Source organism: Streptomyces sp. bgisy130, from assembly GCF_057708345.1.
On record NZ_JBYISA010000019.1, the window covers coordinates 57,662 to 82,932 of the forward strand.

Below are 25,271 nucleotides of genomic sequence, written 5' to 3' on the forward strand. Positions count from 1 at the left end.
CGCCCACGGCAGGGACATTAGGCAGCACGTGTTTCCCGCAGCGTCTTCCCAGATGAACCGGACGTTTCCGCCGTGGCTCCGGTCGCCAAGCGGGTAAGGATGGGTGACCCGCACTCAGCCCGCAGGAGCCACCATGACAGCGGACCGCCACGGACATCTGATGAGTGACACCGGCCCCGAGGCCCTGGCCCCTTACGAACAGGCCCTGGACGACCTGCTGTTCTTCCGGCCCCGGGTCGCGGAGGCCGCACAGTCGGTACTGGCCGCCGCGCCGCGGTCGGTGATGGGGCAGACGCTGGCCGCGTATCTGGGCGTCCTGGGTACCGAGGAGAAGGACGCGGCCGCGGCACGCGACAGCTTCGCCCGCTTCCGCGCCGGTCTGGACACGGCCGGTGTGACACCGCGCGAGCGGATGCATCTCGCGGCCGCGACGGCCTGGCTGGACGGCGATCTGCACGGCGCCGGCCGGATCCTCGACGACCTCACCATCGCCTGTCCGCGCGATGCGCTGGCCCTTTTCGCCGGTCATCAGCACGACTTCCTCACCGGGGACGCCGCGCGCCTGCGGGACCGCGTCGGCGGCGCCCTGGACGCCTGGGACGAGGACGACCCCCACCACGGTCCGCTGCTCGGCATGTACGCGTTCGGCCTGGAGGAGTCGGGCCATTACGAACGTGCCGAGGAGGTCGGCCTGGCGGCCCTGGAGCGGCATCCGGGCGATGTGTGGGGGATCCACGGCGTGGTGCACACCTACGAGATGCGCGGGCGCTTCACGGACGGCATCCGCTTCCTCGACGCCCGGACCGGCGACTGGTCACAGGGCAGCCTGCTCACGGTCCACAACTGGTGGCACTACGCCCTCTTCACCCTGGAGGCCGGCGACACCGCCCGGGTACTGGAGATCTATGACGCGGCGCTGCACCACGACGGGTCGGCGGGGGTGGCGATGGAACTGCTCGATGCCGCCGCCCTGTTGTGGCGGCTGTATCTGGCGGATGACGAACAGAGCGCGCGGTGGGCCCGGCTCGCCGACGCCTGGGAGAGCCGGCACGACGGCCCCCATTACGCCTTCAACGACGCACACGCGGTGATGGCCTATGTGGGAGCGGGACGGGTCGCCCAGGCGCAGCGCCTGGTCGAGGACCGGGAACACTGGGTGGCGGCGGAGCCCAGCGGGTCGAACCACGCCATGACGGCCGAGATCGGACTGCCCGTCTGCCGCGCCCTGATCGCCTACGGACAGCACGACTACGGCCGGGCCACCGATCTGCTGCTGCCCGTCCGCCACCGGCTGCACCGGTTCGGCGGCAGCCACGCCCAACGGGACGCGATCCAGCGGACCCTCGTGGAGGCCGCCCTCCGCGCCCGCCGTACGGAGCTGGCCCGGACGCTGCTCAGCGAACGTATCCACCTGCGCCCGGTCTGCCCGTACAACTGGTCGGCCAAGGCCCGACTGGCGGAGCAGCTCGGTGACCCGGTGCGCGCCGCGGCCGCCCGCGAGCGCGCCGCCGCACAAGCGGCAGGCTGAGCCGCGGCGGAACGGCCACGGGCGCACCGCGCACCGCGATGCGCCCTGGACGACGTGGGCCCGCGCCGCCTGTGCCCAGGAGCGGCACCTCCGTGCGCGGGCGTACGCGCACTAGGCGGTGCCGAGGCGTGACCCGCCACCCGTTCGGCGGTTAAGTCGGTTATGGATACTTCTCGTTCGGTCAGACGAGCAGTCATCGGCGCGGTCACCGCACTGCTCGTCCTCGCCCTCACGGCCGTGACGGGCCCCACGGCCACCGCCGGCAGCCACCGGTCGCCGGCCGCGGACCCCGCGGCGATCCGCGACTGGAACGTCATCGCCACCGACACCATCAGCGCCAACCTCGGACCCACCCGCCCCTCCGGACAGGTCGTCATCTGGCACGGGTTCGTCTCGGCCGCCGTCTACAACGCCGTGGTCGGCATCCAGCGCACCTACGCCCCGTACAAGTGGCGGGCGCGCGGCCCCGTCACGGCCTCGCCCGAGGCGGCCGCCGTGACCGCCGCACATCGCGTACTGCTCACCTACTTCCCGGCCTCCCAGGCCCCGCTCGATGCCGCGTACGCCGATTCGCTCGCGAAGATCCCCGACGGCCCGGCGAAGCGGCAGGGCGTGGCCTTCGGGGAGCGCGCCGCCGGCCACCTCATCGCGCTGCGCGAAGACGACGGCCGGTTCACACCGGTGGAGTTCACCGCGGCGCCCGCGCCCGGTGTCTGGCGGCCCACCCCGCCGGCCCATCAGCCCTTCATCGACCCCTGGCTCGCCGTGTTGCGCCCCCTGCTGCTCACCTCCCCGGCCCAGTTCCGTCCCGGCGGGCCGCCCGCGCTGTCCTCGGCCCGCTACGCCCAGGATGTGAACGAGGTGAAGACGTTGGGGGCGAAGACCGGTTCGACCCGCACGCCGCAGCAGACCGGCACCGCCCTGTTCTTCGGGGGCAATCTGGCGGCGCAGTTCCAGGCGGCGTTCCGGGACCACACGGCCCGGCACCATCTGGACATCGCGGAGACGGCACGGCTGTTCGCCGCGGCGAACATGTCGGCAACCGACGCCGTCGTCACCGCATGGGACGCCAAACTCCACTACGGATTCTGGCGCCCGATCACCGCCATCCAGCTGGCCGACACCGACGGCAACCCCGCGACCGACGCCGACCCGCAATGGCAGCCGCTGCTCGTCACACCACCGCACCCCGACTACCTGAGCGGCCACACCACGGTCGCCGGCGCCGTGACCCGGACCCTGACCGGCATCCTCGGTACCACCCACCTCGACCTCAACATCCCCTCCGAGATCACCGGCACCACCCGCCACTATGACGAGGCCGACCAGCTCAACGAGGACATGATCAACGCCCGTGTCTGGGCCGGGATCCACTTCCGCACCGCGGACGTCGACGGATGCCGCGCCGGCAGCCGCATCGGCGTCTGGGCGCTCACCCACTACTTCCGCCCGCTGCACTCGGCAGGGATCCACGCCATGCCACCGGCGCTGCCGAACTGCCCGGGAGACAGCGTGAGTTGACCGGATCGCCGGCGCTCGCCGATCCCCGGACGTACGGGCCGCGGCCGACCGGCCCGCCCGTACGTGCCCGGCCGGTCGGCGAGCGAAGCGGCGAGGCCCGTCAGCAACGGCCCGCGGGAACCCCCGTGTCGTCGACCGCCGTCGCGGGGGACGGTTCGGTGGTAGGCGCGGTGAACTCCGGGTCGGGTTCGAGGAATCGGATCGCGACCGCGGTGGCGAGATGCAGCAGGGCGAAGATCCAGGCGATGCCCTGCACGCCGACCGGCCCCAGGGCGACGGCGACGACGGCCGGTCCGGCGAAGGTGCTCGCGCCGGCCCCCAGATTGAGCGCCGACATGGCCTGGCCCTTGTGGCGCGGTGCCAGTGCGGGGACCAGCGCCGAGATCGGTACGTAGCCGGCGAGGGCGATGCCGTAGAGGGCGGCGGCGATCGCGCAGGCGATGAAGTGCGGGCCGGCCAGGACCGGGACGTAGTACAGCGCCAGACAGGTCAGCGCGCAGGCCACGGCGCCGAACCAGGTCATGGTGCGCTGCCATCCGAGCCGGTCGCCGACGGCTCCGAAGAACAGGTTGGCGAAGATGTTCGCGGCGAACATCACGCTGAGCAGCCGCAGCCAGGCCGAGGTGCTGAAGCCGACCGTCTCGGTGAAGAAGAACGGCAGACAGACCAGGAAGCCGAACTGGGAGCCGGTGCTGAAGACCCGCACCGCGGCGCCGACGGCCACCCGCGGGCGCCGCCGCATGATCGAGACGCTGCCCGCGAGCGTCGTCAGCGGATTTCCGCCCTCCGGGGCGAGACCGGACCGGCCGGTGGGCTCCCGCACCAGCAGCAGGGCGAGCAGACCGCCGACTGCCACCAGGCCGAGCGCGATCCACAGCGTCCGGTAGGAGCTGGCCAGCGGGATCGTGGCGCTGGCGACCAGTGAGCCGAGGGTCGGCAGCCCGCCGGTGAAGGCGAACCAGTACCAGCCGACCGCCGTTCCCAGCCGCCGCGGTGGGGTCGCCGCGGTGACCCACACCAGGAAGCCGTAGGCGAACAAGGGGTAGCCGAAGCCACGCAGCCCGTACAGGAGGAGCAGCAGCGGATAGTGCATCGTCGGCAGCGCCACGGTCAGCAGGAGCACCTGGAAGACGAGCCAGATGGCGAAGCCGGCGGTCATCACCCGCCGTGGTCCCCACAGGTCGGACAGTGCTCCCGAGAGCCAGGCGCCGATGGCGACCGTGATCCCGTAGACGGTGATGACCACCGCCGCATCGGCCTTGGCCAGCCCTTGGTCGGCCAGGTACTTCGAGAAGAAGCCGGTCTCCACCCCGTCACCCGTCATGAACAGCAGCACTCCGACGAAACCCCAGGTCAGGGCGGGAGGTATACCCAGGCGGGCGAAGCGGGCGCGACTGCGGCCGGTCGATGCGGGGCCGGTGTGCGGTGTCCGTATCGGCGGGCGGCGGACGGAGCTGCTGCTCATGGGCTCTCCAAGGGAGCGGATCTTTGCGGCCGGGTGGTCCTCGTCGGGATGGGCGGGGACGAGATCCCGCTCCCGCTGAGCCGGGTGCAGCATCACGAACTGGAACTGACCGGCACCTTCCGCTACGCCCACACCTGGCCCACCGTGACGGCCCTGGTGGCGTCGGGTGCGGTCCGGCTCGACTCGCTGGTCTCGCACGGTTACGGTCTTGCCGAGGCCGCGAGCGCACTGACCGTCGCCACCCACGATGCGAGCGCCGTGAAGGCCGTCATCTACCCGCAGCGGTAGCCGCTGCCGCTGTCCGACCGGAAAGGGGCGGCCCCGATGGCTTCCACACGGTCGTCGCTGGCCGAGGTCGACCGGCGACGGCAGGACGTACTGGCCCATGTCGTCGCACACGGCGAAGTCCGCATCGACGAACTGGCCAGACACTTCGGGGTCAGCCTCGCGACCATGCACCGCGATCTGGACCAGCTCGCCGAACGCCGGCTGCTGCGCAAGGAACGCGGCCGGGCCGCGCCCTTCCCGAGCCTCACCATGGAGACCGCCACCCGCTTCCGTATCGGCGTCAATCACCCGGTGAAGGAGGCGCTGTGCGCCGCCGTCGCCGACGAGATCCGGCCCGGCAGCACCGTCGTGCTGGACGATTCGACCACGGTCTTTCCGCTGACGGCCCGGATCGCCCGGACCGAAGCGGTCACCGTGGTCACCAACTCCCTCGGTGTGGCCCGGCTGTTCGACGAGGCGCCGGGCACCGACGTGACGCTGCTGGGCGGTCGCTACCGCGGCGAATTCGGCTCCTGTGTCGGCCCGGACGTCCTGCGCGGCCTCGGCCGGATCCGCGCCGACCTCACGGTGATGTCGGCGGTGTCCGTGTTCGACGGCCGTCTCTTCCACCCGATCCGTGAGTACGCCGAGATCAAGGAGGCCATGCTGGAGTGCGCGCAGCGGTCGCTGCTCCTGGTGGACCACAGCAAGTTCGGCAAGACCGCGACGCACGCGTACGGGGACATCGGCAACTACGACCGGGTCGTCACCGATCGCGGCACCCCGGCCGAGGAGTTGACCGCACTGCGTCGCGGCGGGGTGACCGTTGACGTGGTCGACGTCTGACGGACTCCGGGGCGGGGCGGCACCGACGCTCCCGCGGCCGACGGGCGCCCGGTCCGGTGCCAGTACCTCCGCTTTCGCGACAACATGGCTTCTTCGTCGGCCAAATGCCGACCGGCGCACAACGTCTTCGCCCCCGCGCCCGTCCTACCGCACGCATCTGTACACAGGCTCTTCTCAGGAGGTAAGTGATGCGACGGTTGGGGACAGTGGCCGCGGCGTTTGTGCTGGCGGGCGTCGGGGTGGCGGGCACGGCCGGGGTGGCCGGGGCCGCGACCGGCCCGGTGGCCGAAGCCGCCCCGGCCACGGCCTGTTCGACCGTCTGGGGCAGTGGCAACAAGTCCGCCACGGACGCGAACGCGGCGCCGCTGAAGAACGTCAAGACCAGCCGGAACGCCTGCTATGACCGCATGGTCTTCGACATCGGCGGAGCGACCGGCAAGGTCGGCTACCACGTCGGGTATGTCGACGCGTTCCACCAGGACGGCTCGGGCGAGAAGATACCGGTCAACGGCGGCGCCATCCTTCAGATCTTTGTGTCCGCGCCCAGCCATGACCCGGCGACCGGTAAGCAGACCTATGCCGGGACGGCCGGCAAGCCGCTGCCGGGGGTCAAGCTCGCCGGATACCGCACGTTCAAGGACACCAAGTTCGGGGCGAGCTTCGAGGGGCAGACCCAGGTCGGTCTGGGCGTGCGCGCCAAGCTGCCGTTCCGGGTGCAGCAGTCCGGTCACGAGCTGATCGTGGATGTCGCCCACACCTGGTGATCCGGGGCACCACCAAGGGCCGTCCGGTGTCGCTGCGCTGAAAAGCCGGAGCTGACACCGGCGGCTCCCGTGGGGAGCTCCTGCCGGACAAAAAGAAATACCCCGGACCGAGTTGACGGCCGGGGTATTTCTCTGGGTATATTGAGGGCTTCTGTGTTTTGCAAATTCGCATCACAAACTCACCCTACATACCGAACTATAGCCGAGCGGGGCTGAATTGTCAAACGAGGAATGGCAGCACGAGCAGGAATTCATCGATCTGCTCTATGACCGTCTCACCGAACTACGGGACCTGGCGGAGACGGCGGTGCACACCGCCGTTCAGTCGCCGGAGGGCAACCACGCCCAGATGCGGCTGGAGCGCAATGTCCTGGTGGCCGAACAGTCCGGTCTGCTGGCCGCCTTCAACGCCGGGGAGAATGGCCTGTGTTTCGGTCGGCTGGCATTCCGCGACGGCCGCGATCACCACATCGGCCGGATCGGCATCCGGCGCGACGACCCGGACCGTACCCCGCTCGTCATCGACTGGCGGGCCGAGGTCGCCCGCCCGTTCTACCTCGCCACCGGGCACACCCCGATGGGGCTGCGCCGCCGGCGGCACATCACGACCGAGGGCCGGCGGGTCACCGGGCTGCATGACGAGATCATGGACCTCGGCGACGCCGTACGGACCGGGCACGAGGGCACCGACGGCGACACGGTCCTGCTGGCCGCACTGGACGCGGCGCGCACCGGGCGGATGCACGACATCGTGCAGACCATCCAGGCCGAGCAGGACGCCATCATCCGCGCCCCGCACCACGGCATCCTCGTCGTGGAGGGCGGCCCCGGCACCGGCAAGACCGTCGTCGCCCTGCACCGCGCGGCCTATCTGCTCTATGCGCACCGTGAACAGCTGGCCCGGCGGGCCGTGCTGATCGTCGGGCCGAACCCGGCGTTCCTCAGCTATATCGCGGAGGTGCTGCCCTCGCTCGGCGAGACCGGAGTGCTGCTCGCCACGCCCGGCGAACTCTTCCCCGGGGTCACCGCGACCGGAACCGACACCCCCGAAGCCGCCGAGGTCAAGGGCCGGGCGGCGATGGCCGACGCGCTCGCCGCGGCCGTCCGCGACCGGCAGGCCCTGCCCGGCTCCGCGATCGTGATCGACCACGAGGACGGCGAACTGCGGCTGGACGCGCAGATGGCACAGGAGGCGCGGCGCCGGGCACGGGAGACCGGGCTGCCGCACAATCTCGCCCGCCCGCACTTCGCCTTCCGCGTCATCGACGCGCTCACCGCGCAACTGGTCGACCGGATCGGTGCGGACCCCTTCGGCGGGCCGAATTTCCTCGGCCCGGACGACATCGCCCAGCTGGGCAAGGCGATCGCCACCAGCTCCGAAGTGCACGCTGCCATCGATGAGTTGTGGCCCGAGTTCACCCCTGAACAGCTGGTCGCCGACTTCCTCGCCGAGCCCGTTCACCTCCCGGACGCCGAGGCGGACGCCATCCGGCGGGTGGACGGGGAGTGGACCCCGGCGGACGTGCCGCTGCTGGACGAGGCGGCCGAACTCCTCGGCGAGGACACCTCGGCGGCCCGTGCCGCCGCCGAGGCGGAGCGCCAGGAGCTGATCGACTACGCCCAGGGCGTGCTCGACCTCTCCTACGGCTCCCGCACCCAGGAGTTCGAGGACCGCGACGACGAGGAGTCGGAGGTGCTCGCCGCACACGACCTGGTGGACGCGGAGCTGCTCGCCGACCGGCACGAAGAGGCCGACCACCGCAGCGCCGCCGAACGCGCCGCGGCCGACCGGACCTGGGCGTTCGGCCACATCATCGTGGACGAGGCACAGGAACTGTCGGCGATGATGTGGCGGTTGCTGATGCGCCGTTGCCCGACCCGTTCGATGACGCTGGTCGGCGATCCGGCGCAGACCGCCGAGCCCGGCGGCTGTGGCTCCTGGGAGGCGATCCTCGCGCCGTACGTGGGCGACCGCTGGGACCACGTCAGGCTCGGCGTCAACTACCGCACGCCGACCGAGATCATGGAGGTCGCGGCGCAGGTGCCCCGGTCCGCCGATCCCTCCTTCATGCCGCCGCGCTCGATCCGCTCCACCGGGGTACGCCCGTGGGCGCACCGTACGGACGACCTCGCGCGGGTGGCCGCCGAGGCGGTCGCACGGGAGAGCCACCAGGACAGCCGCCTCGCGGTGATCGCCCCGCTCGCCCACCACGCGGCCCTGGCCGCCGCCCTCCCGGACGCCTCCGCCGGACCCTCCCCGGACCTGACCCGTCCGGTGGTGCTGCTCGGCCCGCGGCAGGCCAAGGGACTGGAATTCGACTCCGTGATGGTGGTGGAACCGGCGGAACTCGGTGCCAGCGATCTGTATGTCGCGCTCACCCGGGCGACCCAACGACTCGGCGTGATCCACAGCGGGTCACTGCCGGCCGGGTTGGAGACACTGGCCGGAGCCGGCTCCCCGGCTCCGTCGCTTCCCTGACGGCGTGGGCCGGCCGGTCTCACGCCCGCTCGGCGGCCCGCCGGTCTCCGGCGGCGAGCCGGTACAGCACGTTCGTGAACTCCCCGGTGGCGCGCACTTCGAGCGCCCACCATCCCCAGCCGCGGCCGGTGAGATCGGCCTGGAATTCGACGACGGATGCCGCGCTCTGCTCAGGCGTGAGCACCTCGGGGAAGTGCGCCCGGACCTCGGAATCGGCGTTCATCGCGGCCCAGGGGCCGAGATCGGACTCCCGCCACGGGCGGAGCAGCAGGCGCTCGGTGCGCAGTTCGGACATCGCGCCAACCTAGCCCGGAGCCGTACCGGTGACGAGCGAATAAAGCGGCACCCCCGGACGGCACATCCGGGTCGGAGCCGCCATCCGCCGGCTGGCTCGCCGTACACGTCGCAAAACGGCCCGGCGCGCGACACGATGCTGATACGTGTCGCGCGCCGTCCCCTCCTGGGCCGGTCCACCTGACCGGCCAGGTGACCGGACCGGTTACTTGACCGAACCGGCCATGATGCCCTGAACGAAATGCCGTTGGAACGCGAAGAACACGATCAGCGGCACGATCAAGGACAGAAATGCACCGGGGGCCAGGACCCCGATGTTGCTGCCGAACTGCCTCATCTGCGACTGGAGGGCCACGGTCAGCGGCTGTGACTCGTTGTCGGCGAAGAGCAGGGCGACCAGCATGTCGTTCCAGACCCACAGGAACTGGAAGATGGCCAGGCTGGCGATGGCGGGCCGGCCCAGCGGCAGCACCAGCTGGGAGAAGATCCGCCATTCCCCGCCGCCGTCCATCCGGGCGGCCTCCAGCATCTCCTTGGGGATTTCCGCGAAGTAATTCCGCAGCAGGAAGATGGCGAACGGCAGACCGTAGGCGGTGTGGAAAAGCACCACGCCGGGGATCGAGCCGAACAGCCCCAGCGCACCGAACAGCTTGGCCACCGGCAGCAGTCCGATCTGGACCGGCACCACGAGCATGGCGACCACCACCAGGAAGATCCAGTCCCGGCCCGGGAAGTCCATCCAGGCGAAGGCGTATCCGGCCAGCGCGGCGATCGCCACGACGGCCACGGTGGTGGGCACCGAGATCAGCACCGTGTTCCAGAAGGCCTGGACGATGCCGGAATCCTTCAGCAGCGATGTGTAGTTGCCGAGCGACAGCTGGCCGGGTGTGGTGAGCGCGGTCCACCAGCCGCTGCTCGCGTTCGCCTCCTCCGTACGCAGCGAGGAGAGGAAGAGTCCGGCGGCGGGGGTGAGCCAGATCAGACCGACGATGAGCAGGAACACCTGGATCACGCCGCGGCTGAGCCACTTCGCCGGTCGTGCGGCCGCCTTCCTGCGGGCGGCCGCGGTTCCTTGAGCGGTGGTCATGACTGGCTCCTGCGGAAACGTCGGATGTTGAGGGCCATGGCCGGGACCACCAGGAGGAGCAGCAGCACGCCGAGGGCGCTGCCGAGTCCCTGGTTGTTGCCGCCGCCGAAGGAGACCAGCCACATCTGTAGGGCCAGGACATTGGCGTCCTGCTGTACGGGACCGGGGGCGATGATGTAGACGAGGTCGAAGACCTTCATCACATTGATCACCATCGTCACGAACACCACGCCCAGCACCGGCCCGAGCAATGGAACGGTGATCCGGCGGAAGACCTGCCATTCATTGGCGCCGTCCATCCGGGCCGCCTCCAGGACGTCCCGCGGCATGGAGGAGAGCCCGGCGCCGATGAGGACGAGCGCGAAGCCGGTCCAGATCCACATGTAGGCGCCGATGATGGCGGGCGTGATGAGGGCCGGACCGAGCCAGGAGATGCCCTCGTACGGCGGGGCGAAGTCCTTCGCCGGGAGCTGGACGGTGTAGGAGCCCGGGGCCAGATGGGCCAGGCGGTAGGAGCCGTCCGGTGCGGTGGTCGCCGTGGCCACCACCTTGCCGTGCGAGTCGACCGCCTCGACCGAGAGCGCGGGCAGCCCGCGTTCGCCGCGGTCCACCCTTCCGGGCTTGCCGCCACCGCCGGGGGTGAAGTCGAGGTAGACCACACCGCGCAGTTCGCCGTCGGCGGCCCGGGAGTGGGCGGCCGGTGCGGCGGGCCGCGCCCGGGACGGCATGTCCTTCGGCGCGACCCCGACCAGACCGAGGTTGACGGTGTTGCCGGGGCCGGTGCGGTGCGTCGTCCGGTAGGAGCCGTCATGGGCCTTGGTCAGCTGCTTGTCGCCGAGACGCACCTTGGCGGTCGGGAAGGAGGTGGACTTCCCCTGGACGCTGTCGTGGATGCCGACGGTGACCGCGTTGAGCACACCGCGCTGCGGATCCTGCTCGTAGGCGAGCCGGAAGATGATGCCGGCGGCGAGGAAGGAGATCGCCATGGGCATGAACATCAGCAGCTTGAACGCCGTCTTCCAGCGGATCTTCTCGGTCAGGACCGCGAGGACCAGGCCGAGTCCGGTCAGCAGCGCGGGGGCGAAGACCACCCAGATCGCACTGTTGCGGATGGCCCGGAGCGTGGCGGGGTCCTGGAACATCGCGGTGTAGTTGCCGGCGCCGACGAAGGTGTCGCCCGAGGCGTCGTACAAGCTGCGGATGACCGAGAACACGATGGGGTACGCGACGAGGGCGCCCAGCAGCAACAGCGCGGGAAACAGGAACACCGCGGCGATCCGCCGGCGGCGCCGGACCGCGCGCCGCGCGGGGGCGCTCGCCCCGCCCGGGGGGTGGGACGCGGTGGCGCGCGCCGAAGCGGGCGCCACCGCGGGAGTCGTGACAGGCATGGGATAGAGCCCTCGGTCCTTACTTTCCGTACGCCTTGGCAGCGGCGGCCTCGAGCTTGCGCGCCGTGGCCTCGGGGTCCGAGGGGTCGCGCAGGAAGTCCTGGAGCAGCTTCCATTCGCCCGCGCCCTGGGTGCCGCCGAAGGCCGCGGGGGCCTGGTCGGACATGTCGAAGCGCACGGAGTTCCCGGCGTCGGTCAGGGACTGCGCGGCCTTGCGGGTGACCTCGTCGTGGTACGCGCCCGCGGTCACCTTCTTGTTGGGCGAGATATAGCCGCCGGCCTTGGCCCACACACCGGATGCCTCGGGCGTGGCCAGGTACTTCACCAGTTCCATGGCGGCCTTCTTGTGCTTTCCGGCCTTGAGCACCACGGCGGCGTCACCGCCGCTGACCACCGGCGCCTTGCCCTTGTCGACCGCGGGGAAGGGGAAGAACTTGGCGTCCTTGCCGACCTGCTTGTGCAGCTCATCGGTGATCAGGGCGCTGACGAAGTCGCCCTCGTAGACCATGGCCGCGCCGGGCTCCGGGCCGAAGACCTGCTGGACGGACTCGGGGAAGTCGGTGCGCAGGGCGCCCGAACCGCCGCCGGCCACCAGGCTCTTGTCGCCGAAGAGCTTGCCCAGCGTGGTGAGCGCCTTGACCACGGTGGGGTCGGTCCACGGGATCTTGTGGGCGGCGAGCTTGTCGTAGTTCTCCTGCCCGGCCTGGGAGAGGTAGATGTTCTCGAACCAGTCGGTGAGCGGCCAGCCGGCCTCGCCCGCGACGGAGAAGCCCGGCACGCCCGAGTCGGAGAGCGTACGGCCGGTCTTCAGCAGCTCCTGGTACGTCTTCGCGGGCTTGACCCCGGCCTGCGCGAACGCCTCCGGGCTGTACCAGACCGTCGACTTGTGCGAGGCCTTGAAGTAGAGGCCGTAGTAGGTCTTGTCGACCGTGCCGTAGTCCTTCCACACCTGCGCGAAGTTCTTCTTGGCCTCGGCGGCGATCTCCGGCGAGAGGGGAGCCAGCCAGCCCTTCTTGGCGAACTGCTGGAGCACGCCGACCTGAGGCACCATCACCACATCGGGGGCGTTGCCGCCCTCGACCTGGCTGCCGATCACCGTGGAGACGTTGTCGCCGGTGGAGGAGAAGGTGACCTTCGCGCCGGTCTTCTCGGAGAACGCGTCCAGGACCTTCTTGAAGTTCTGCTGTTCCACACCGGTCCAGACACCGGCGACGGTGATGTTCTCACCGCTCAGTTCCTGCTTGCCGCCCCCGGCGGAGGCTCCGCCGCCGCAGGCGGTGGCGGAGAGCGCCAGGCCGAGCACGGCCGCGCCGGACAGGGCGGCTCGGGTGTGTCGTACTGCGGGTCGTCTCATCGTGGGATTCCCTTCGGGAGAACTGCGGAAGAGTGGGGAGGCGTACGGAGGTCGGGCTGTCGGGGGCTATCGGGGCTCGGGGGTGCCCATCCACCAGGCGGCGGTGGAGCCGGGGAGCGTTCCCGCGGGGCAGTCGCCGCTCGCCAGCAGGGGGACGCCCCTTACGGGGGCCGACACCGGATCGGTGCCGAAGTTGACGGCGCAGACCAGGCCGTCACCCCGGACGAACGCCAGGATCTGGGGCGGGGAGTCCAGCCAGCGCAGGGTGCCCTCGCCGAGCTGCGGAAGACTGCGGCGCAGCGCCAGCCCCTCGCGGTACAGGTGCCAGAACGAACGGGTGTCGGCCAGCGCCCGGTCCGTCGCGTGATCGGCGAACCACTCGGGCTGCGGCAGCCAGGGCCGGGCCGCGTCGGTACCGCTGGTGAAGCCGAACGGCGAGGCGTGCCCGGACCAGGGCAGCGGCACCCGGCAGCCGTCGCGGATCTTCTCGCGGCTGCCCGTGCGGTGGTAGATCGGGTCGGTGAGGACCTCGTCGGGCAGGTCGACGACCTCCGGCAGGCCCAGCTCCTCGCCCTGGTAGATGTACGCCGCACCGGGCAGCGCCAGCATCAGCAGCGCGGCGGCACGGGCCCGCGCCGGGCCCAGCCCGCCCGCGGACCCGGCCGGGCCGGCGCCCCCGGGCTCGGCCGCGTACCGGGTGACGGTGCGGACCTGGTCGTGGTTGTTGAGCACCCAGGTGACCGTGGAGCCGGTGCCCGCGATATCGGTGAGCGCCTCGGAGATGACCTTGCGGAAGGTGTCGACGTCCCAGCGCGCGGTCAGCAGGTGGAAGAAGAACGCCTGGTGCAGCTCGTCGGGCCGGACGTAGGCGGCCTGCTCGCTCGGAGTGCGTACGGAAACCTCACCGACCAGCAGCCGGTCGCGGCCGTCGTGGGCGGTGTACTCCTCGCACAGGGCGCGCCAGTCGCGCCAGACCTGGTGCACCTCGGGCTGGTTCCAGGCCAGCGGGTTGACCGAGTCACGGGTCCGCTCGTCGGCCGCCGGGTCGGGGGAGTCGGGCAGTTCGGGGTGCTTGAACAGCCCGGCGGCCACGTCGATACGGAAGCCGTCGACCCCACGGTCCAGCCAGAAGCGCAGCACGCTGTCGAAGTCGGCGCGCACGGCGGGGTTGCGCCAGTTCAGATCGGGCTGCTCGGGCGTGAACATGTGCAGGTACCACTGGCCCGCACCGCCCGCCGCCTCCGTGACCCGGGACCAGGCGGGGCCGCCGAACATCGCCCGCCAGTTGTTGGGCGGCAGTTCACCGTGCTCCCCGCGCCCGTCGGCGAAGTGGAAGAGCGACCGTGCCGCGCTGTCCGGACCGTCCGCCAGGGCGGCGCGGAACCACGGGTGCTCGCTGGAGCAGTGGTTGGGGACGATGTCCAGCAGCACCTTCAGACCCAGCCGGTGGGCGTCGGCCACCAGGCGGTCGAACTCGGCGAGATCGCCGTATACGGGGTCGACCTCGCGGTAGTCCGCGACGTCGTAGCCGTGGTCGTGCTGGGGGGAGGGGTAGAAGGGGCTGAGCCAGATGCCGTCCACCCCGAGCTTCTTGAGGTACGGCAACCCCGTCCGCACACCGGCCAGATCGCCGATGCCGTCGCCGGTGCTGTCGAGGAAGCTGCGGACATAGACCTGGTAGATCACCGCGTCGCGCCACCAGCGCTGTGCCGTGTTCGGGGACGCGGCCCCGGTGGCCGGACCGGGGAGGGAGGGGGAGGGCGTGGAGTCGGCGGAGGAGCCGTTCCCTGCCGTGGCTATGAGCATCTGCCGTGATCCCGTTCTTGCCTGGGCATGCCGTGCGGCTGCGATCGCTGTTATGCATGCATGTTAAGTAGGCATGTCTTTTCGGTGTCAACGAAATGGTCGAAAGTCGTTGCGAGATGCCCGAATTTGCGGGGAATTATCCATCCAGCCTGTACTTAACAAGTAAGTAGAGCAGGGGTGGGGAAGGTGCGGAGGAGCTCCGAGATCAGCCGCGGCCGACGAGGGCCGTCAGCTCTCGCGTCAGCCGCGCGACGGTGGCATCCGTGCTCCGCCGGTGCAGCAGCGCGTCATGCATGACCGCCTGCACCGCCAGGCTCACCTGGTCGTACTGCGGGCTCTTGATCCGCGGCTTGGCCGCCAACACGGCCCGCTGGAGCGTCGGAAGGTACGGGAAACGCCGCACCAGCTCCGGGTCCTTGTACAGATCGGCCCAGACCGGTGGCAGCGCCCCCTTGGTGAGCACCCGGCGCTGGACCGACTCGGTCGTCAGATAGGAGATCAGCTCGGTGGCCGTCTTCTGGTGCCGCGACTGGGTGTTGACCGCCAGATTGGAGCCGCCCAGCGCGCTGGAGCCCGGCCCGTCGGGACCCGGCAGCGGCACCGCGCCGACCTTCCCCGCCACCTCGGAGGGCCGGGCATTGGCCAGCGCGTAGGCGTACGGCCAGTTCCGCAGGAACAGCAGCCGGCCCTCCTGGAACGCCTTGCGGGACTCCTCTTCCTTGTACGTCAGGGCCTGCCGCGGGATCCAGCCCTCGCGCACCCCGTCGAGCAGGAACGACAGACCGCGACGGGCCGCGGGGGAGTCCACCGTCACCCGCGAGCCCTCGCCCGCGAGCACCGTGCCGCCGGCCGACTGCACCGCCTCGACGACATTGGCGGTCAGCCCCTCGTACGGCAGGAACTGGCCCGCGTAACCGTCGAGCCCGTACTTGGGCGCGACCGTCTTCGCCAGGTGCGCCAACTCGGCCCAGGTGCGCGGAGGCCGCGCACCCTCCCGGGCAAGCACGTCCCTGCGGTAGTAGAGCAGCCCGGCATTGGTCACATAAGGGACCGCGTAGAGCCGCCCCCGGAAGGTGGCGGTGTCCACCACGGGAGGAAGGAAGCGCTTCAGCGGGAACCGCGCACCGTCCACGGGCTTGATCCAGCCCGCGGCCGCGAACTCCGACGTCCACGCCACATCGATGTTCAGCACATCGAAGCGGTCGCTGTGCGCCCGCAGCTCGGTGACCATCTGCGCGCGCACCTCGTCGGCCGCGTCCGGCAGCTCGACCAGGGTCACCTTCTCGCGCGGATGCCGGGCGTTCCAGCCGTCGAGGACACCCCGCAGATAGCCCGTGAGGTCGCCGCCCGTCACCAGAGTGATCGGGCCCCGCCCGTCCGAACCGCCCGCCGGCTCCCCGGCCCGGGCGCCCGCATGGCCCGCGAACAGCAGAGCGCAGACCAGCAGAGCCCGGCCTGCGGCACGCTTCCACCGCATGGGCTCCTCCTTGAACCAGGCGTCGACGGACACTGGACCGACAGCCCGCCCCATGTATACCTGTTAGCCATGCGGGATACTAGATCCCGCAGGAAGATGTGACAGCGACCCGGCTCACAGCCGTATGGGGTCAGATGACCGGCAACTAGGGCTGTCCGACAGAACGCCCCGGTGCGGGGAGGGAGAGGGAGAGCGTGCGGCTGCCACTCCTGGCGTTGTTGGTCAGCGGCCCCGCGCACGGTTACGAACTCAAACAGGGCCTTGAGAACCTCCTGGGCGCCGCATACCCTCAGCCGAACGTCGGCCAGATCTACGTCACCCTGGGCAGGCTGGAGAAGGCGGGCCTGATCGAGGGAGAGGACGTCGAGCAGTCGGACCGCCCGAACAAGCGCATCTACCGGATCACCGCGGCGGGGCGCGAGACGGTGGACGCCTGGTTCGAGGAACCGACCGCCGAACCACGGGTCCGGGACGAATTCTTCATGAAGCTCGCCCTGGCCCCCCACACCGGGACCGCGGATCAGATCGCCCTGATCAACAAGCAACGCCGCCACTACCTCAACACCATGCGTGACCTGTCGAAACTCGCGGCGGGTGAGGACCGGGAGAACCGGGTGGCACAGCTGCTGATAGAGGGCGCGATGCTGCATCTCCAGGCGGATCTGGACTGGCTGGAGCGCTGTCAGGAGGAGTTGGAATGAACCGGGACGAGCCGTCCGGCCCGATAGTCCGGGCAGCCGGACTGGTGAAGACCCACCGGCCCGAAGGCGCTGCCCCGGTCCACGCGGTACGTGGCGTCGACCTCAGCATCGAACGCGGAGAGTTCGTCGCCCTCACCGGCCCCTCGGGAGCCGGCAAATCGACCTTGCTGCATCTCCTCGGCGGCCTCGACCGCCCCGACAGCGGCTCCCTCTGGATCGACGGCCGCCAGGTCGACGCCTACAGCGAGGCACGCTGGGCGGTGCTGCGCCGCAACCACATCGGCGTCGTCTTCCAGTTCTTCAACCTCGTCTCCAACCTCTCCGTCGCCGACAACGTCGAACTCCCCGCACTGCTGGCCGGCCGGTCCCCGCGGCAGGCCCGTACCGACCGCGCCGAGCTGCTCGACGAGCTGGGGCTGACCGGCAAGGAGAACAGCACCCCCGGCGAGCTGTCCGGCGGCGAACAGCAGCGCGTCGCCCTGGCCCGCGCCCTGGTCAACACCCCCAGCCTGCTGCTGGCCGACGAACCCGCCGGCAGCCTCGACAGCAAGGGCACCAAGGAGGTGCTGCGGCTGCTCGCCCGCTTCCACCAGCGCGGCCAGACGATCTTGCTGGTCACCCATGACGCCAGGATGGCCAGCGCCGCGGACCGGGTGATCAGCTTTTTTGACGGCCAGGTCGTCGACGACGCACACCTCGGCGACACCCCGAAGCGCCCCGCGGCCGGTGTGGCCGACGTACTCAAGCTCAAGGGCTGAACCCGTGCGAGCAGCGGCGCGCTGGACACAGGCGCATCTGACGGCACACCGCCCCGCGGCGGTGCTCACCGCGCTGGCCACCGCCGGGATCACCATCTCGCTGCTGCTGGCCACCGCGCTGTTCGCCTATGCGGCCGACCCCTGGCAGCGGGCCTTCACCCAGTCCTCCGGCGCCCACGTATGGATCCACACCCAGGGCGGCGCCCCCGCCGGATCGCTCGCCGGCCTGGACGAGGTACGGGCCACCTCCGGCCCCTTCCGTACGGTCCGCACCATCGCGAGCCTCCAGCCCGGCGACGCCAGGGCGACCCTGGAACTGCGCGGCGCGGCGAAGCGCCCCACCACCGCCGCACCCCAGATCGTCGCGGGCCGCTGGCTGGATGCGGACACCGACGCGGGCGCCGGCGCCACCAAGGGCATCGTCCTGGAGAGTTCGGTGGCCCGCGCCATGTGGGCCAAACCGGGCGACACCATCGTGCTGAGCGGCTTCGCGGCACATCTGCGCGTGGTGGGCGTCGCGGACACCGCCGAGGGCACCTTCCGCGCGGGCGGGACCCCGGGCGTGGCCTGGGTGCTCCCCGCCACCCTCGACGCCTCCGACGCCGGCCGTGACCAGCGCGGACGCACCATCGGCCTACAGCTCGGCGACCCCGCGGACACCGACTATGTCGTCCAGCGGGCGGTCACCCAGCTCGGCGCCGACCAGATCACCGGCGTCTCCACCTGGCGGCAGGCCAAGGCCGCGGCCGGCGGTGACAACCAGCTGCTCGGACGGCTGCTCGGGCTGTTCGGACTCGGTGCGCTGCTCGCCGCCGCCCTCGCGGTGGGCGGAGCCATCAGCACCCGGATCCGCGGACATCTGCGGGACATCTCCATCCTCAAGGCCATCGGCTTCACGCCCGGCCAGGTGGTCCGCATGTTCGTCGCCCTCCACCTCGGCCTGGCGCTGCTGGGCGTCGCCCTCGGGGCGCTGCTCACCCAGGTGGTCGGCGCGCTGGTCCCCGGGCGGATCGGGGAGGCGATCGCCCTGTGGCGGCAGCTTCCCGGGCACGCCTGGCTGACGTTGGTGATCTCCGGCGGTGTGGTGGCCTTCATCGGCGCGGCGACCTGCCTGGCGGCGTGGCGGGCCGGGCGGGTGTCTCCGGTGCCCGTCGCCCGCGCCGCCACGGTCGCCGGCGGCCGGGCCTCCGCGCTCACCCGCCGGGCGCTCGGCCTCCGGGTCCCGCCGGCGCTGGTCCTCGGCTGGCGGGGTGCCTTCCACCGTCCGCTGCGCTCCTCGGCGGCCGTCGCGCGGCTGGCCGTCCCGCTGCTGCTGATTACCATCGCGCTGGGCGCCTGGACCACCCTGGACCGCTTCACCTCGCACCCCGAGAACGTCGGACTGCCCGCGGCCCTCACCGCGCGCTCCGACACCCTGGGCGACCGCGAGCTACGCCAACTCCTCAGCTCCCAGCGGGAGATGACCGCCTACCCGGGCGCCGAGGTCCAAGCGCTCGTACCGGGCCAGACCGGGACAATTACCCTGCGCGGGCTCGGCACGGACGCCCGGCCGTACCCCGGCGCCGTCGTGGAAGGGCGCGCCGCCCACGGTCCCGACGAAGCGGTCGCCGGACAGGGCCTGCTCGATCTCCTGGACGCGCGGGTCGGCGACTGGGTCCGGATGACCGTCGCCGGCCGCCCGCATGTCCTCCACATCGTGGGCCGCAGCATCGAGACCGCCGACGGCGGCCGGGTCGTCTCCACCACCCTGGACACACTGCGTGAAGGCGACGGCGTCAGCGACGACGCGGCGCCCGGAGCATCCGCCCCACCCCGCCCGGATTTCTACCAGTTGGTCCTTCGTCACGGCGCCGACCCGGACTCCGTGCGGGAGGCCCTGTCCAAGGCGTCCGCCGGCCGCCTGGAGGTGCGCGAGATCCCCAACCCGGCCGACCAGCTGTCCGCGGTCCGTGCCGTCAGCGTCGGGCTGATCGCCGTACTGACCCTGATCGGGCTGGTGGAACTGGCGACGACGGTCGGCGCCGGTGTCCGTGACCGCAGCCGTGACCTGCTCGCCCTCCGGGCCGTCGGCCTCACGCCACGTCAGATCACCGCCGTCATCGTCTCGGCCACCGCCTTCATCACGCTGGCCGCCGCGCTGGCCGGTACGACCCTGGGCGTCCTCGCCTCCCAGTGGCTGATCGACCTCCAGGGCCGCACCAGCGGATGGGGGAGCGGCATCGCCCAGCGCCCCGCCCCCGGCAATCTTCTGCTGGTCATCGTCATCGCCGTCATCATCGCCGCGACGGCCGCGATCCTCCCCGCCGCCCGAGCGGCACGACGCCGGCTCGCGGACTCGGCCACGGATCTGCTCTAGCGCTGTGACCGGGAAGGTTCACCGGGGTGGGGTCGGTCCTGGTGGTCGATGACGTCGCGGGGTAGCTGTGAGGCTGCGTCGAAATCGTTGGACGCCCCTTGGGTTGGTCAGCGAGCATCCGTAGGTGACTGATGAAGCCGATTACGCGGGATCGTTCACGCTGAGCCCGAGGTGCGTACGTTTTGTCGAGCTGTCCGGCGGGGCGATGTCCGCTTTGCTCGATGGTGACCTGTCCGAAGCCAGCAGGATTGCCGGGGTTTCACTGACCGAGTACTTCGTGACCGACAGAGCACGGTGGCTATGGCGGTTCCGGCTCGACCAGATGGCCGCCGATCCCGGCCGGGCGCGGTGGATGGTGCGACAAGCGGTCGTCGGCGACAACGGTCTCGTCGTCGGACATGCCGGGTTCCACGGACCGCCTGATGAGGTCGGCATGGTCGAGATCGGCTACTCCGTCGCTCCCGACTTCCGTCGCCAGGGATATGCCCGATCCGCGCTGATCGAGTTGCTCCGCCGGGCAGCGGCCGAAGCCGCCGTCACGACTGTGCGGGCGACGATCAGCCCCGACAACGTGGCATCCCTGGCCACGATCTCGGGATTCGGCTTCGTTGAGGTCGGAGAGCAATGGGATGAGGAGGACGGTCGTGAACTCGTCTTCCACCGGGCAGCGCGAGGCCCCCGACCGGAAACCGGTCGGGGACCCTCATGTGCATCCGTGCCGATACCTGCTAGCGCGCCGTACCGAAGTCCTGCGTCCAGTAGTCGTCGGGCTGTGCGTGGCCGACGCCGATCTCCTTGAAGGAGCAGTCGAGGATGTTGCGCTTGTGGCCGGGGCTGGACATCCAGCCCTTCATCACGCTCTCGGGCGAGGAGTAACCGTAGGCGACGTTCTCGCCGTACGAGCTCCAGTTGTAGCCGGCCCGAGTGATCCGGTCCTCCGGGGACGAGCCATCGGAGCCGGTGTGCGACATATTCCGATGGTCCGCCATGTCCTTGCTGTGGTCCTGGGCGGCCTTTGTCAGCTTTGCGTTCACGGTCAGCGGCGAGCACCCGGCCTTGCGCCGCTCGCTGTTGACGAGTTCCACGACGCGGGCCGTGGCGCCGGATGCCGTGGTGGTGGCCTTCGAAGCGCTCGGGGACGCGGCGGGCGCCGGAGAGGTCTTCGCGGCCGGCTTCGATCCCTGATGGGATTTCGACCACCGGTGTTCGTAGGAGGCATTCTTCCACTGGCCGTGCTGCCGGCCGCCGGTATTCCCTTGCTCGTTCCAACAGGCCATGGCGGCAGAGGGCACGCCCACGGCGCCTATGGCGAGAGCAGCAATCGTTATCTGCCGGTAGCGCCGCGTCTTGCGGTGTTTACTCATGCGTGACCTCACTCGGTAATTGCGGAGCGTCCCTGGCGCGGCTGGCTCTGTGCAATCCCCGCGCCTGAGCTGCGAAGACGCCTTGCGATTTCGTCATTCTTGGGGCCGCCGTAGGGCAAGGCAACGCACCTCAGTACTACTGCGCTTCGTAGTACGCGAAGACTCTTGCCATGGGTGTCCGGGCGTGCTGGTCCGCATTTCGACGCTTTTGGCATCACTGTTGCCCCGTCAGATGAACGTGTGTGCTGAAGGAGTGGGCGAAGATGTCGAGCGGGCCGCGGGGCGGCTGACCCGGTGCGAGAAATTCCCCGCTCAAGACGGACAAGTCCCCTATGTCGCCGGGCTGCTTTCTACTATTGGGCTTAGTAAGAGCCCGAAATCAATATGACGGATGTCACGATGCTGTGAAATCCGATAGAGGCGGGCGCCGCGGGGGAACCGGGCGGCGTCGGCCGGCGTCCTTCCGGCCGCCCGAAGATCGCGAATGCCGGCGGAGGATCTCGCACATGACCGGAACGGCTGCCCGCCACCTCTATCTCGCGCGGCACGGTGAGGCGTCCCCGGACGAGACCGCACTGACGGAGAACGGCCGCCGCCAGGCCGTACTGCTCGGTGAGCGGCTCCGGCGCGCCCCGCTCTCGGCCTGCTGGCACGGGCCGCTCCCGCGAGCCGAGCAAACTGCCCGGCTGCTCTGCGGCCGGCTCGACGGCGTTCCCCGGTACCCGTCGGAATGTGCGGGTGACTACATTCCCTACGTGCCGCAGCGAAAGGAATTGCCCTCGGAATCAGCCGACAGCATGCTTCACCGTCTGGCTCAGTTCCCGGCGGAAGAACGCGAAAAGGGCCCGGAGTTGGCTCAGCAAGCCCTCGCTCGGTTCACCGGACCGGTTGAGGGGGGCGAGCCGCGTCATGAACTCCTCGTCACCCACAATTTCCTTATCGGCTGGCTGGTCCGGGCCGCACTCGACGCACCCCCATGGCGCTGGATGGGGCTCAACCATGCCAATGCCGCGTTGACCGTCATCCGCTACGCGCCGGACCGCCCCGCGGCCGTGCTCTTCTACAACGACATGGGCCACCTGCCACCGGAACTTCGCTGGACCGGTTTCCCGCCCGAGCTGCACGTCTGAGGGCCGCCTTTTCCACGTTTTCCCCCCTCGGTACATGGCATTCCGGGCGGTAGTTGGGGGCTGTGCCCCCGGATTTCCGTCACGTGCCCGATCCGGAGGGCGGGTGGTATGGCTCTCAGTCGGCGTCGAGCATGGTGCGGCGGAACCCGGGTACCGGGCCAGGACGTCACCCGTACCCATGGAGGAGGGACGTCAACTGATGACCCGTCATGATGCGAACGGCGAGGACCGCACTCCACTGCCCCATGACCTGCCGAGCCACCAGGCCGATGCTTCCAGCCCGGTCCCCGACCCATGGGACCCGGAGCTGTCGGAGGACGAGAGCGACGGGCCCGACGAGACGGTTCCCGACACCGACCAGGCCGGCACCGGGCGGACCGGCGGGCAGAAGGCCGCGGGGTTCCGCACCGACCAGCCCGTTCCGCACGAGCCGGTCGACTGAGCTGCTGCCGGGTTGGTGCAGCCCCCTCCGTCGTGCGGTGTGGAGGTGTCTTCCGTGGGGCGGCCAGGTGAGCCCGCGCCGACCCGGCATGTGCTTCCGGCTTCCGTCCCGCACCGCGACGTACATTGCCGTGGGGGCCGTGCCGGACCGCCTCACGAGATCGGAATGTGCCAATGAACTGCTACGACTGCGCGCCGGACCACGCCGCCACCGCCGCGGTGGCGATCTGCCGGAACTGCGGTGCCGCGCTGTGTCACCAGCATGCCGAGTCCGCCCCGCAGACGGTGGTCCGCGTACAGGGCGTCGGCCAGAGCACGCTGCCGGAAATGGCCCGCCGCATCATGTGCGCGATCTGCCGAGGCGCGCAGCCGGCCTGAGTCGATCCCGCGGACGATATCGCCGGACTCCGTACGCGGTGCGGACGCGTTCTGGAGGGAAGAGCCGGTCCTGACAGCGAGGCGCGCCACCGGCACGGCCACCCGTACCCGGGCCGGCGCCGGTGGCTGACGGGAGGCGGACCATGACGGCGACCTTTGTGCTGATTCCCGGTGCCGCGTGCGACTCCTGGCACTGGCATCTGCTGGCGGCGGAGCTGCGGGCCCGGGGGCGTGCGGTGGTGAGTGTGGATCTGCCGTGCGAGGACGACGCGGCGGGGCTGGAGGAGTACGCGGAAGCCGTTGTCGCCGCTGTTGCGGGGCGTGACCGGCTGGTCCTCGTGGCGCATTCGTTCGCCGGGTTCACCGCGCCGTTGGTCTGTGCGCGGCTGCCGGTGGATCTGCTGGTGCTGCTGGCGGCGATGGTGCCGTTGCCGGGGGAGGCGCCGCGGGAGTGGTGGGCGGCGACGAAGCACCCGGACGCCCAGGTCAGACGGGCCGGGCGGGCGGCCCAGCGGGCGGGCCACCGTACGGGTGCGGAGGAGGTGCCGGAGGCCGCGGTGCCGGGGTCCGCCGCGGACCCGTTCTTCCAGGACCTGCCGCCGGACCTGGCCGCCGAGGCAGCGGTCCGGTGGCGGCGGCAGTCCGACACCCCCGCCGCGCGGCCATGGCCGATGGCGGCCTGGCCCGAGGTGCCGACCCGGTTTCTGTTGTGCCGTCAGGACCGGCTCTTCCCGGCACCGTTCCTGCGCGCGGTGGCGGCGGAGCGCCTGGGACTGGTGGCCGACGAGATGGAGGGCGGGCATTTCCCGATGCTCTCCCGCCCGGTTGAGCTGGCGGACCGGCTGGAGGGTTACTGCCTGCCTACGGCTGGGTGACCGCCGGCCGGGCGGGGGCCGGGCTCGGCCGGCCCGGCGGGCCCGCCGATCGGCGTGACCGGCGAGCCCAGCCGACGGGACCAGCCGAGGAGCCAGCCGACGAGCCCGACCCGCAGGCTGCGCCCCCTCAACGCCCCTTAGGAGAAGCCGGGTTCGCCCCCGCGCTCCCGTAGGGCAGATGCGAGAGGGCGGCAATCACCCGCACCGGCAGATAGGCGGGCCACCCGGGCCGGGCCACCTGGTAGGAGAAGTATCCGAGGGAGCGGCCCACCTCTACCTCGTCCGGCGTCTCCGCCTCGTAGACGACTCGGCAGGAACCCGCGGCCTTTTTGGCGCGTTTCCAGAGGGCGGGGGCGGGCTTCCGCTCCGCCTCGGTCCGCGGGGTGAAGATCCGGTCGCCGAAGTCCGACCAGGCGAACGGGTGGCTGCCCACCCAGTCCTTGTCGATCACCTTCTTCAACTCCGCCGCACGCTCCGCGTCGGTGGAGCCCCAGGAGGGCGGCACGTTGGTGATCAGGCCGACGGGGATGTGGCGGGCGCGCAGCGCGCGCAGATATGCGGCGGCGCCCGGCGAGTAGTGCACGCTCTTGTCCTCGGCCGTGTGCACCAAGGTCTCACCGAGGTCGAAATACACCATGACACAGCGGCCCGCACGGCCGCCGTCCGCCGCGGTGCGCGATGCGGCCTCGGCCGGGCCCGCGCCCGGCACGGCTAACGCCGCCATACCGCCCAGCGCGAGCAGCATGCGCCAGGTGACCTTGCGGGCGGAGGTGTCTTTCGCGGAAGTCTTCTTCATGTGGGGGAGTCCTTCGCGTAGGGGGCAGTCGATCGTATACGCGCCATGTGCACGTCACTACGTGTTCGGCCGTCCCGGGCCGGAAGCGGGGGGTGTTGTGCTGCCAAGGGGCCGAATTGGCCCACTCCGACGGGCCGTAAGTGGACCTGCCCCCGAACCCGTCGGCTGATTAACGTCATTGCGTCCACGCGTCATG

At 70.7% G+C, this 25,271-nt stretch carries 22 protein-coding genes and 1 pseudogene; 14 read left to right on the top strand and 9 right to left on the bottom strand.

Features of this window, described 5'->3' with window-relative positions:
• Window positions 1–133 precede the first annotated feature (133 nt).
• Both AC3EUV_RS23425 and AC3EUV_RS23430 read left to right on the top strand, forming a co-directional pair.
• Window positions 134–1,528, top strand: coding sequence for a tetratricopeptide repeat protein (locus AC3EUV_RS23425; protein ID WP_432142458.1), 1,395 nt, complete (start codon window positions 134–136; stop codon window positions 1,526–1,528).
• A gap of 162 nt (window positions 1,529–1,690) precedes the next feature.
• Entirely contained in the window at window positions 1,691–3,049 is a 1,359-nt protein-coding gene (locus tag AC3EUV_RS23430) for a vanadium-dependent haloperoxidase (RefSeq protein WP_432142459.1), read from the top strand.
• Window positions 3,050–3,149: 100 nt separating this feature from the next.
• On the opposite strand, the gene AC3EUV_RS23435 is transcribed toward AC3EUV_RS23430, so the two are convergent.
• Window positions 3,150–4,514, bottom strand: coding sequence for an MFS transporter (locus tag AC3EUV_RS23435; protein ID WP_435603815.1), 1,365 nt, complete (start codon window positions 4,512–4,514; stop codon window positions 3,150–3,152).
• A gap of 33 nt (window positions 4,515–4,547) precedes the next feature.
• Here AC3EUV_RS23435 and AC3EUV_RS23440 point away from each other — a divergent pair, with 33 nt between their 5' ends.
• The 4 genes from AC3EUV_RS23440 (at window position 4,548) to AC3EUV_RS23455 (ending at window position 8,870) form a co-directional block, all read left to right on the top strand.
• Window positions 4,548–4,802, top strand: a complete 255-nt coding sequence (locus AC3EUV_RS23440) for an MDR/zinc-dependent alcohol dehydrogenase-like family protein (RefSeq protein ID WP_435603816.1) — start codon at window positions 4,548–4,550, stop codon at window positions 4,800–4,802.
• A gap of 36 nt (window positions 4,803–4,838) precedes the next feature.
• On the top strand, window positions 4,839–5,627 hold the full coding sequence (locus tag AC3EUV_RS23445) for a DeoR/GlpR family DNA-binding transcription regulator (RefSeq protein WP_435603817.1): 789 nt from the start codon (window positions 4,839–4,841) through the stop codon (window positions 5,625–5,627).
• 188 nt (window positions 5,628–5,815) lie between these two features.
• Window positions 5,816–6,391 (top strand): AMIN-like domain-containing (lipo)protein, encoded by a 576-nt coding sequence (locus AC3EUV_RS23450; RefSeq protein ID WP_432142462.1) that lies wholly within the window; start codon window positions 5,816–5,818, stop codon window positions 6,389–6,391.
• Window positions 6,392–6,608: 217 nt separating this feature from the next.
• Complete coding sequence (locus tag AC3EUV_RS23455; protein WP_432142463.1) at window positions 6,609–8,870, top strand: HelD family protein; 2,262 nt, start codon at window positions 6,609–6,611, stop codon at window positions 8,868–8,870.
• Window positions 8,871–8,946: 76 nt separating this feature from the next.
• Here the strand turns inward: AC3EUV_RS23455 and AC3EUV_RS23460 are convergent.
• From AC3EUV_RS23460 to AC3EUV_RS23485, 6 genes and pseudogenes are all read right to left on the bottom strand, one after another.
• Window positions 8,947–9,165 (bottom strand): annotated as a pseudogene (locus tag AC3EUV_RS23460) (GNAT family N-acetyltransferase); the annotation flags it as partial.
• Between the two features lie 204 nt (window positions 9,166–9,369).
• Window positions 9,370–10,251 (bottom strand): carbohydrate ABC transporter permease, encoded by an 882-nt coding sequence (locus tag AC3EUV_RS23465; protein WP_432142464.1) that lies wholly within the window; start codon window positions 10,249–10,251, stop codon window positions 9,370–9,372.
• On the bottom strand, window positions 10,248–11,639 hold the full coding sequence (locus tag AC3EUV_RS23470; protein ID WP_432142465.1) for an ABC transporter permease: 1,392 nt from the start codon (window positions 11,637–11,639) through the stop codon (window positions 10,248–10,250). The genes AC3EUV_RS23465 and AC3EUV_RS23470 overlap by 4 nt, the downstream gene beginning before the upstream one ends.
• A gap of 19 nt (window positions 11,640–11,658) precedes the next feature.
• Window positions 11,659–12,993: an ABC transporter substrate-binding protein gene (locus tag AC3EUV_RS23475; RefSeq protein WP_432142466.1), complete on the bottom strand. Its 1,335-nt coding sequence runs from the start codon at window positions 12,991–12,993 to the stop codon at window positions 11,659–11,661.
• Between the two features lie 66 nt (window positions 12,994–13,059).
• Complete coding sequence (locus AC3EUV_RS23480) at window positions 13,060–14,799, bottom strand: glycoside hydrolase family 13 protein (protein WP_435603818.1); 1,740 nt, start codon at window positions 14,797–14,799, stop codon at window positions 13,060–13,062.
• 205 nt (window positions 14,800–15,004) lie between these two features.
• Window positions 15,005–16,276, bottom strand: coding sequence for an ABC transporter substrate-binding protein (locus tag AC3EUV_RS23485; RefSeq protein WP_432142468.1), 1,272 nt, complete (start codon window positions 16,274–16,276; stop codon window positions 15,005–15,007).
• A 194-nt stretch (window positions 16,277–16,470) separates the two neighbouring features.
• On the opposite strand from AC3EUV_RS23485, the gene AC3EUV_RS23490 reads away from it, so the two are divergent.
• The 4 genes from AC3EUV_RS23490 to AC3EUV_RS23505 all read left to right on the top strand — a co-directional run bounded on the left by AC3EUV_RS23490 (window position 16,471) and on the right by AC3EUV_RS23505 (window position 20,890).
• Window positions 16,471–16,977: a PadR family transcriptional regulator gene (locus AC3EUV_RS23490; RefSeq protein WP_042153336.1), complete on the top strand. Its 507-nt coding sequence runs from the start codon at window positions 16,471–16,473 to the stop codon at window positions 16,975–16,977.
• Entirely contained in the window at window positions 16,974–17,735 is a 762-nt protein-coding gene (locus AC3EUV_RS23495; RefSeq protein WP_432142469.1) for an ABC transporter ATP-binding protein, read from the top strand. The genes AC3EUV_RS23490 and AC3EUV_RS23495 overlap by 4 nt, the downstream gene beginning before the upstream one ends.
• Window positions 17,736–17,739: 4 nt before the next feature.
• On the top strand, window positions 17,740–20,091 hold the full coding sequence (locus AC3EUV_RS23500; RefSeq protein ID WP_435603819.1) for an ABC transporter permease: 2,352 nt from the start codon (window positions 17,740–17,742) through the stop codon (window positions 20,089–20,091).
• 322 nt (window positions 20,092–20,413) lie between these two features.
• On the top strand, window positions 20,414–20,890 hold the full coding sequence (locus AC3EUV_RS23505; RefSeq protein WP_432142567.1) for a GNAT family N-acetyltransferase: 477 nt from the start codon (window positions 20,414–20,416) through the stop codon (window positions 20,888–20,890).
• Here the strand turns inward: AC3EUV_RS23505 and AC3EUV_RS23510 are convergent.
• Window positions 20,820–21,455 (bottom strand): CAP domain-containing protein, encoded by a 636-nt coding sequence (locus AC3EUV_RS23510; protein ID WP_435603820.1) that lies wholly within the window; start codon window positions 21,453–21,455, stop codon window positions 20,820–20,822. The two genes, AC3EUV_RS23505 and AC3EUV_RS23510, sit on opposite strands and share 71 nt — an antisense overlap.
• 506 nt (window positions 21,456–21,961) lie before the next feature.
• Between AC3EUV_RS23510 and AC3EUV_RS23515 the strand changes: the two genes are divergently transcribed.
• From AC3EUV_RS23515 to AC3EUV_RS23530, 4 genes are all read left to right on the top strand, one after another.
• Complete coding sequence (locus AC3EUV_RS23515) at window positions 21,962–22,585, top strand: histidine phosphatase family protein (RefSeq protein WP_435603821.1); 624 nt, start codon at window positions 21,962–21,964, stop codon at window positions 22,583–22,585.
• 199 nt (window positions 22,586–22,784) lie between these two features.
• Entirely contained in the window at window positions 22,785–23,027 is a 243-nt protein-coding gene (locus AC3EUV_RS23520) for a hypothetical protein (protein ID WP_432142473.1), read from the top strand.
• A gap of 173 nt (window positions 23,028–23,200) precedes the next feature.
• Window positions 23,201–23,404 (top strand): DUF2180 family protein, encoded by a 204-nt coding sequence (locus AC3EUV_RS23525; protein WP_435603822.1) that lies wholly within the window; start codon window positions 23,201–23,203, stop codon window positions 23,402–23,404.
• A 143-nt stretch (window positions 23,405–23,547) separates the two neighbouring features.
• Window positions 23,548–24,279 carry an alpha/beta hydrolase gene (locus tag AC3EUV_RS23530; RefSeq protein ID WP_435603823.1) on the top strand — a complete coding sequence of 244 codons (732 nt, stop codon included), beginning with the start codon at window positions 23,548–23,550 and terminating at the stop codon, window positions 24,277–24,279.
• Window positions 24,280–24,406: 127 nt separating this feature from the next.
• Here AC3EUV_RS23530 and AC3EUV_RS23535 read toward each other — a convergent pair whose 3' ends face one another.
• A complete protein-coding gene (locus AC3EUV_RS23535; protein ID WP_435603824.1) occupies window positions 24,407–25,075 on the bottom strand; it encodes a hypothetical protein in 669 nt (222 codons plus the stop codon).
• Window positions 25,076–25,271 lie beyond the last annotated feature (196 nt).

Bases quoted from the DNA above. Each gene is read 5' to 3' on its own strand.
- AC3EUV_RS23425 (WP_432142458.1), top strand. From the start codon at position 134: ATGACAGCGGACCGCCACGGACATCTGATGAGTGACACCGGCCCCGAG.
- AC3EUV_RS23430 (WP_432142459.1), top strand. From the start codon at position 1,691: ATGGATACTTCTCGTTCGGTCAGACGAGCAGTCATCGGCGCGGTCACC.
- AC3EUV_RS23435 (WP_435603815.1), bottom strand. From the start codon at position 4,514: ATGAGCAGCAGCTCCGTCCGCCGCCCGCCGATACGGACACCGCACACC.
- AC3EUV_RS23445 (WP_435603817.1), top strand. From the start codon at position 4,839: ATGGCTTCCACACGGTCGTCGCTGGCCGAGGTCGACCGGCGACGGCAG.
- AC3EUV_RS23450 (WP_432142462.1), top strand. From the start codon at position 5,816: ATGCGACGGTTGGGGACAGTGGCCGCGGCGTTTGTGCTGGCGGGCGTC.
- AC3EUV_RS23465 (WP_432142464.1), bottom strand. From the start codon at position 10,251: ATGACCACCGCTCAAGGAACCGCGGCCGCCCGCAGGAAGGCGGCCGCA.
- AC3EUV_RS23470 (WP_432142465.1), bottom strand. From the start codon at position 11,639: ATGCCTGTCACGACTCCCGCGGTGGCGCCCGCTTCGGCGCGCGCCACC.
- AC3EUV_RS23475 (WP_432142466.1), bottom strand. From the start codon at position 12,993: ATGAGACGACCCGCAGTACGACACACCCGAGCCGCCCTGTCCGGCGCG.
- AC3EUV_RS23480 (WP_435603818.1), bottom strand. From the start codon at position 14,799: ATGCTCATAGCCACGGCAGGGAACGGCTCCTCCGCCGACTCCACGCCC.
- AC3EUV_RS23485 (WP_432142468.1), bottom strand. From the start codon at position 16,276: ATGCGGTGGAAGCGTGCCGCAGGCCGGGCTCTGCTGGTCTGCGCTCTG.
- AC3EUV_RS23495 (WP_432142469.1), top strand. From the start codon at position 16,974: ATGAACCGGGACGAGCCGTCCGGCCCGATAGTCCGGGCAGCCGGACTG.
- AC3EUV_RS23505 (WP_432142567.1), top strand. From the start codon at position 20,414: ATGGCCGCCGATCCCGGCCGGGCGCGGTGGATGGTGCGACAAGCGGTC.
- AC3EUV_RS23510 (WP_435603820.1), bottom strand. From the start codon at position 21,455: ATGAGTAAACACCGCAAGACGCGGCGCTACCGGCAGATAACGATTGCT.
- AC3EUV_RS23515 (WP_435603821.1), top strand. From the start codon at position 21,962: ATGACCGGAACGGCTGCCCGCCACCTCTATCTCGCGCGGCACGGTGAG.
- AC3EUV_RS23520 (WP_432142473.1), top strand. From the start codon at position 22,785: ATGACCCGTCATGATGCGAACGGCGAGGACCGCACTCCACTGCCCCAT.
- AC3EUV_RS23525 (WP_435603822.1), top strand. From the start codon at position 23,201: ATGAACTGCTACGACTGCGCGCCGGACCACGCCGCCACCGCCGCGGTG.
- AC3EUV_RS23530 (WP_435603823.1), top strand. From the start codon at position 23,548: ATGACGGCGACCTTTGTGCTGATTCCCGGTGCCGCGTGCGACTCCTGG.
- AC3EUV_RS23535 (WP_435603824.1), bottom strand. From the start codon at position 25,075: ATGAAGAAGACTTCCGCGAAAGACACCTCCGCCCGCAAGGTCACCTGG.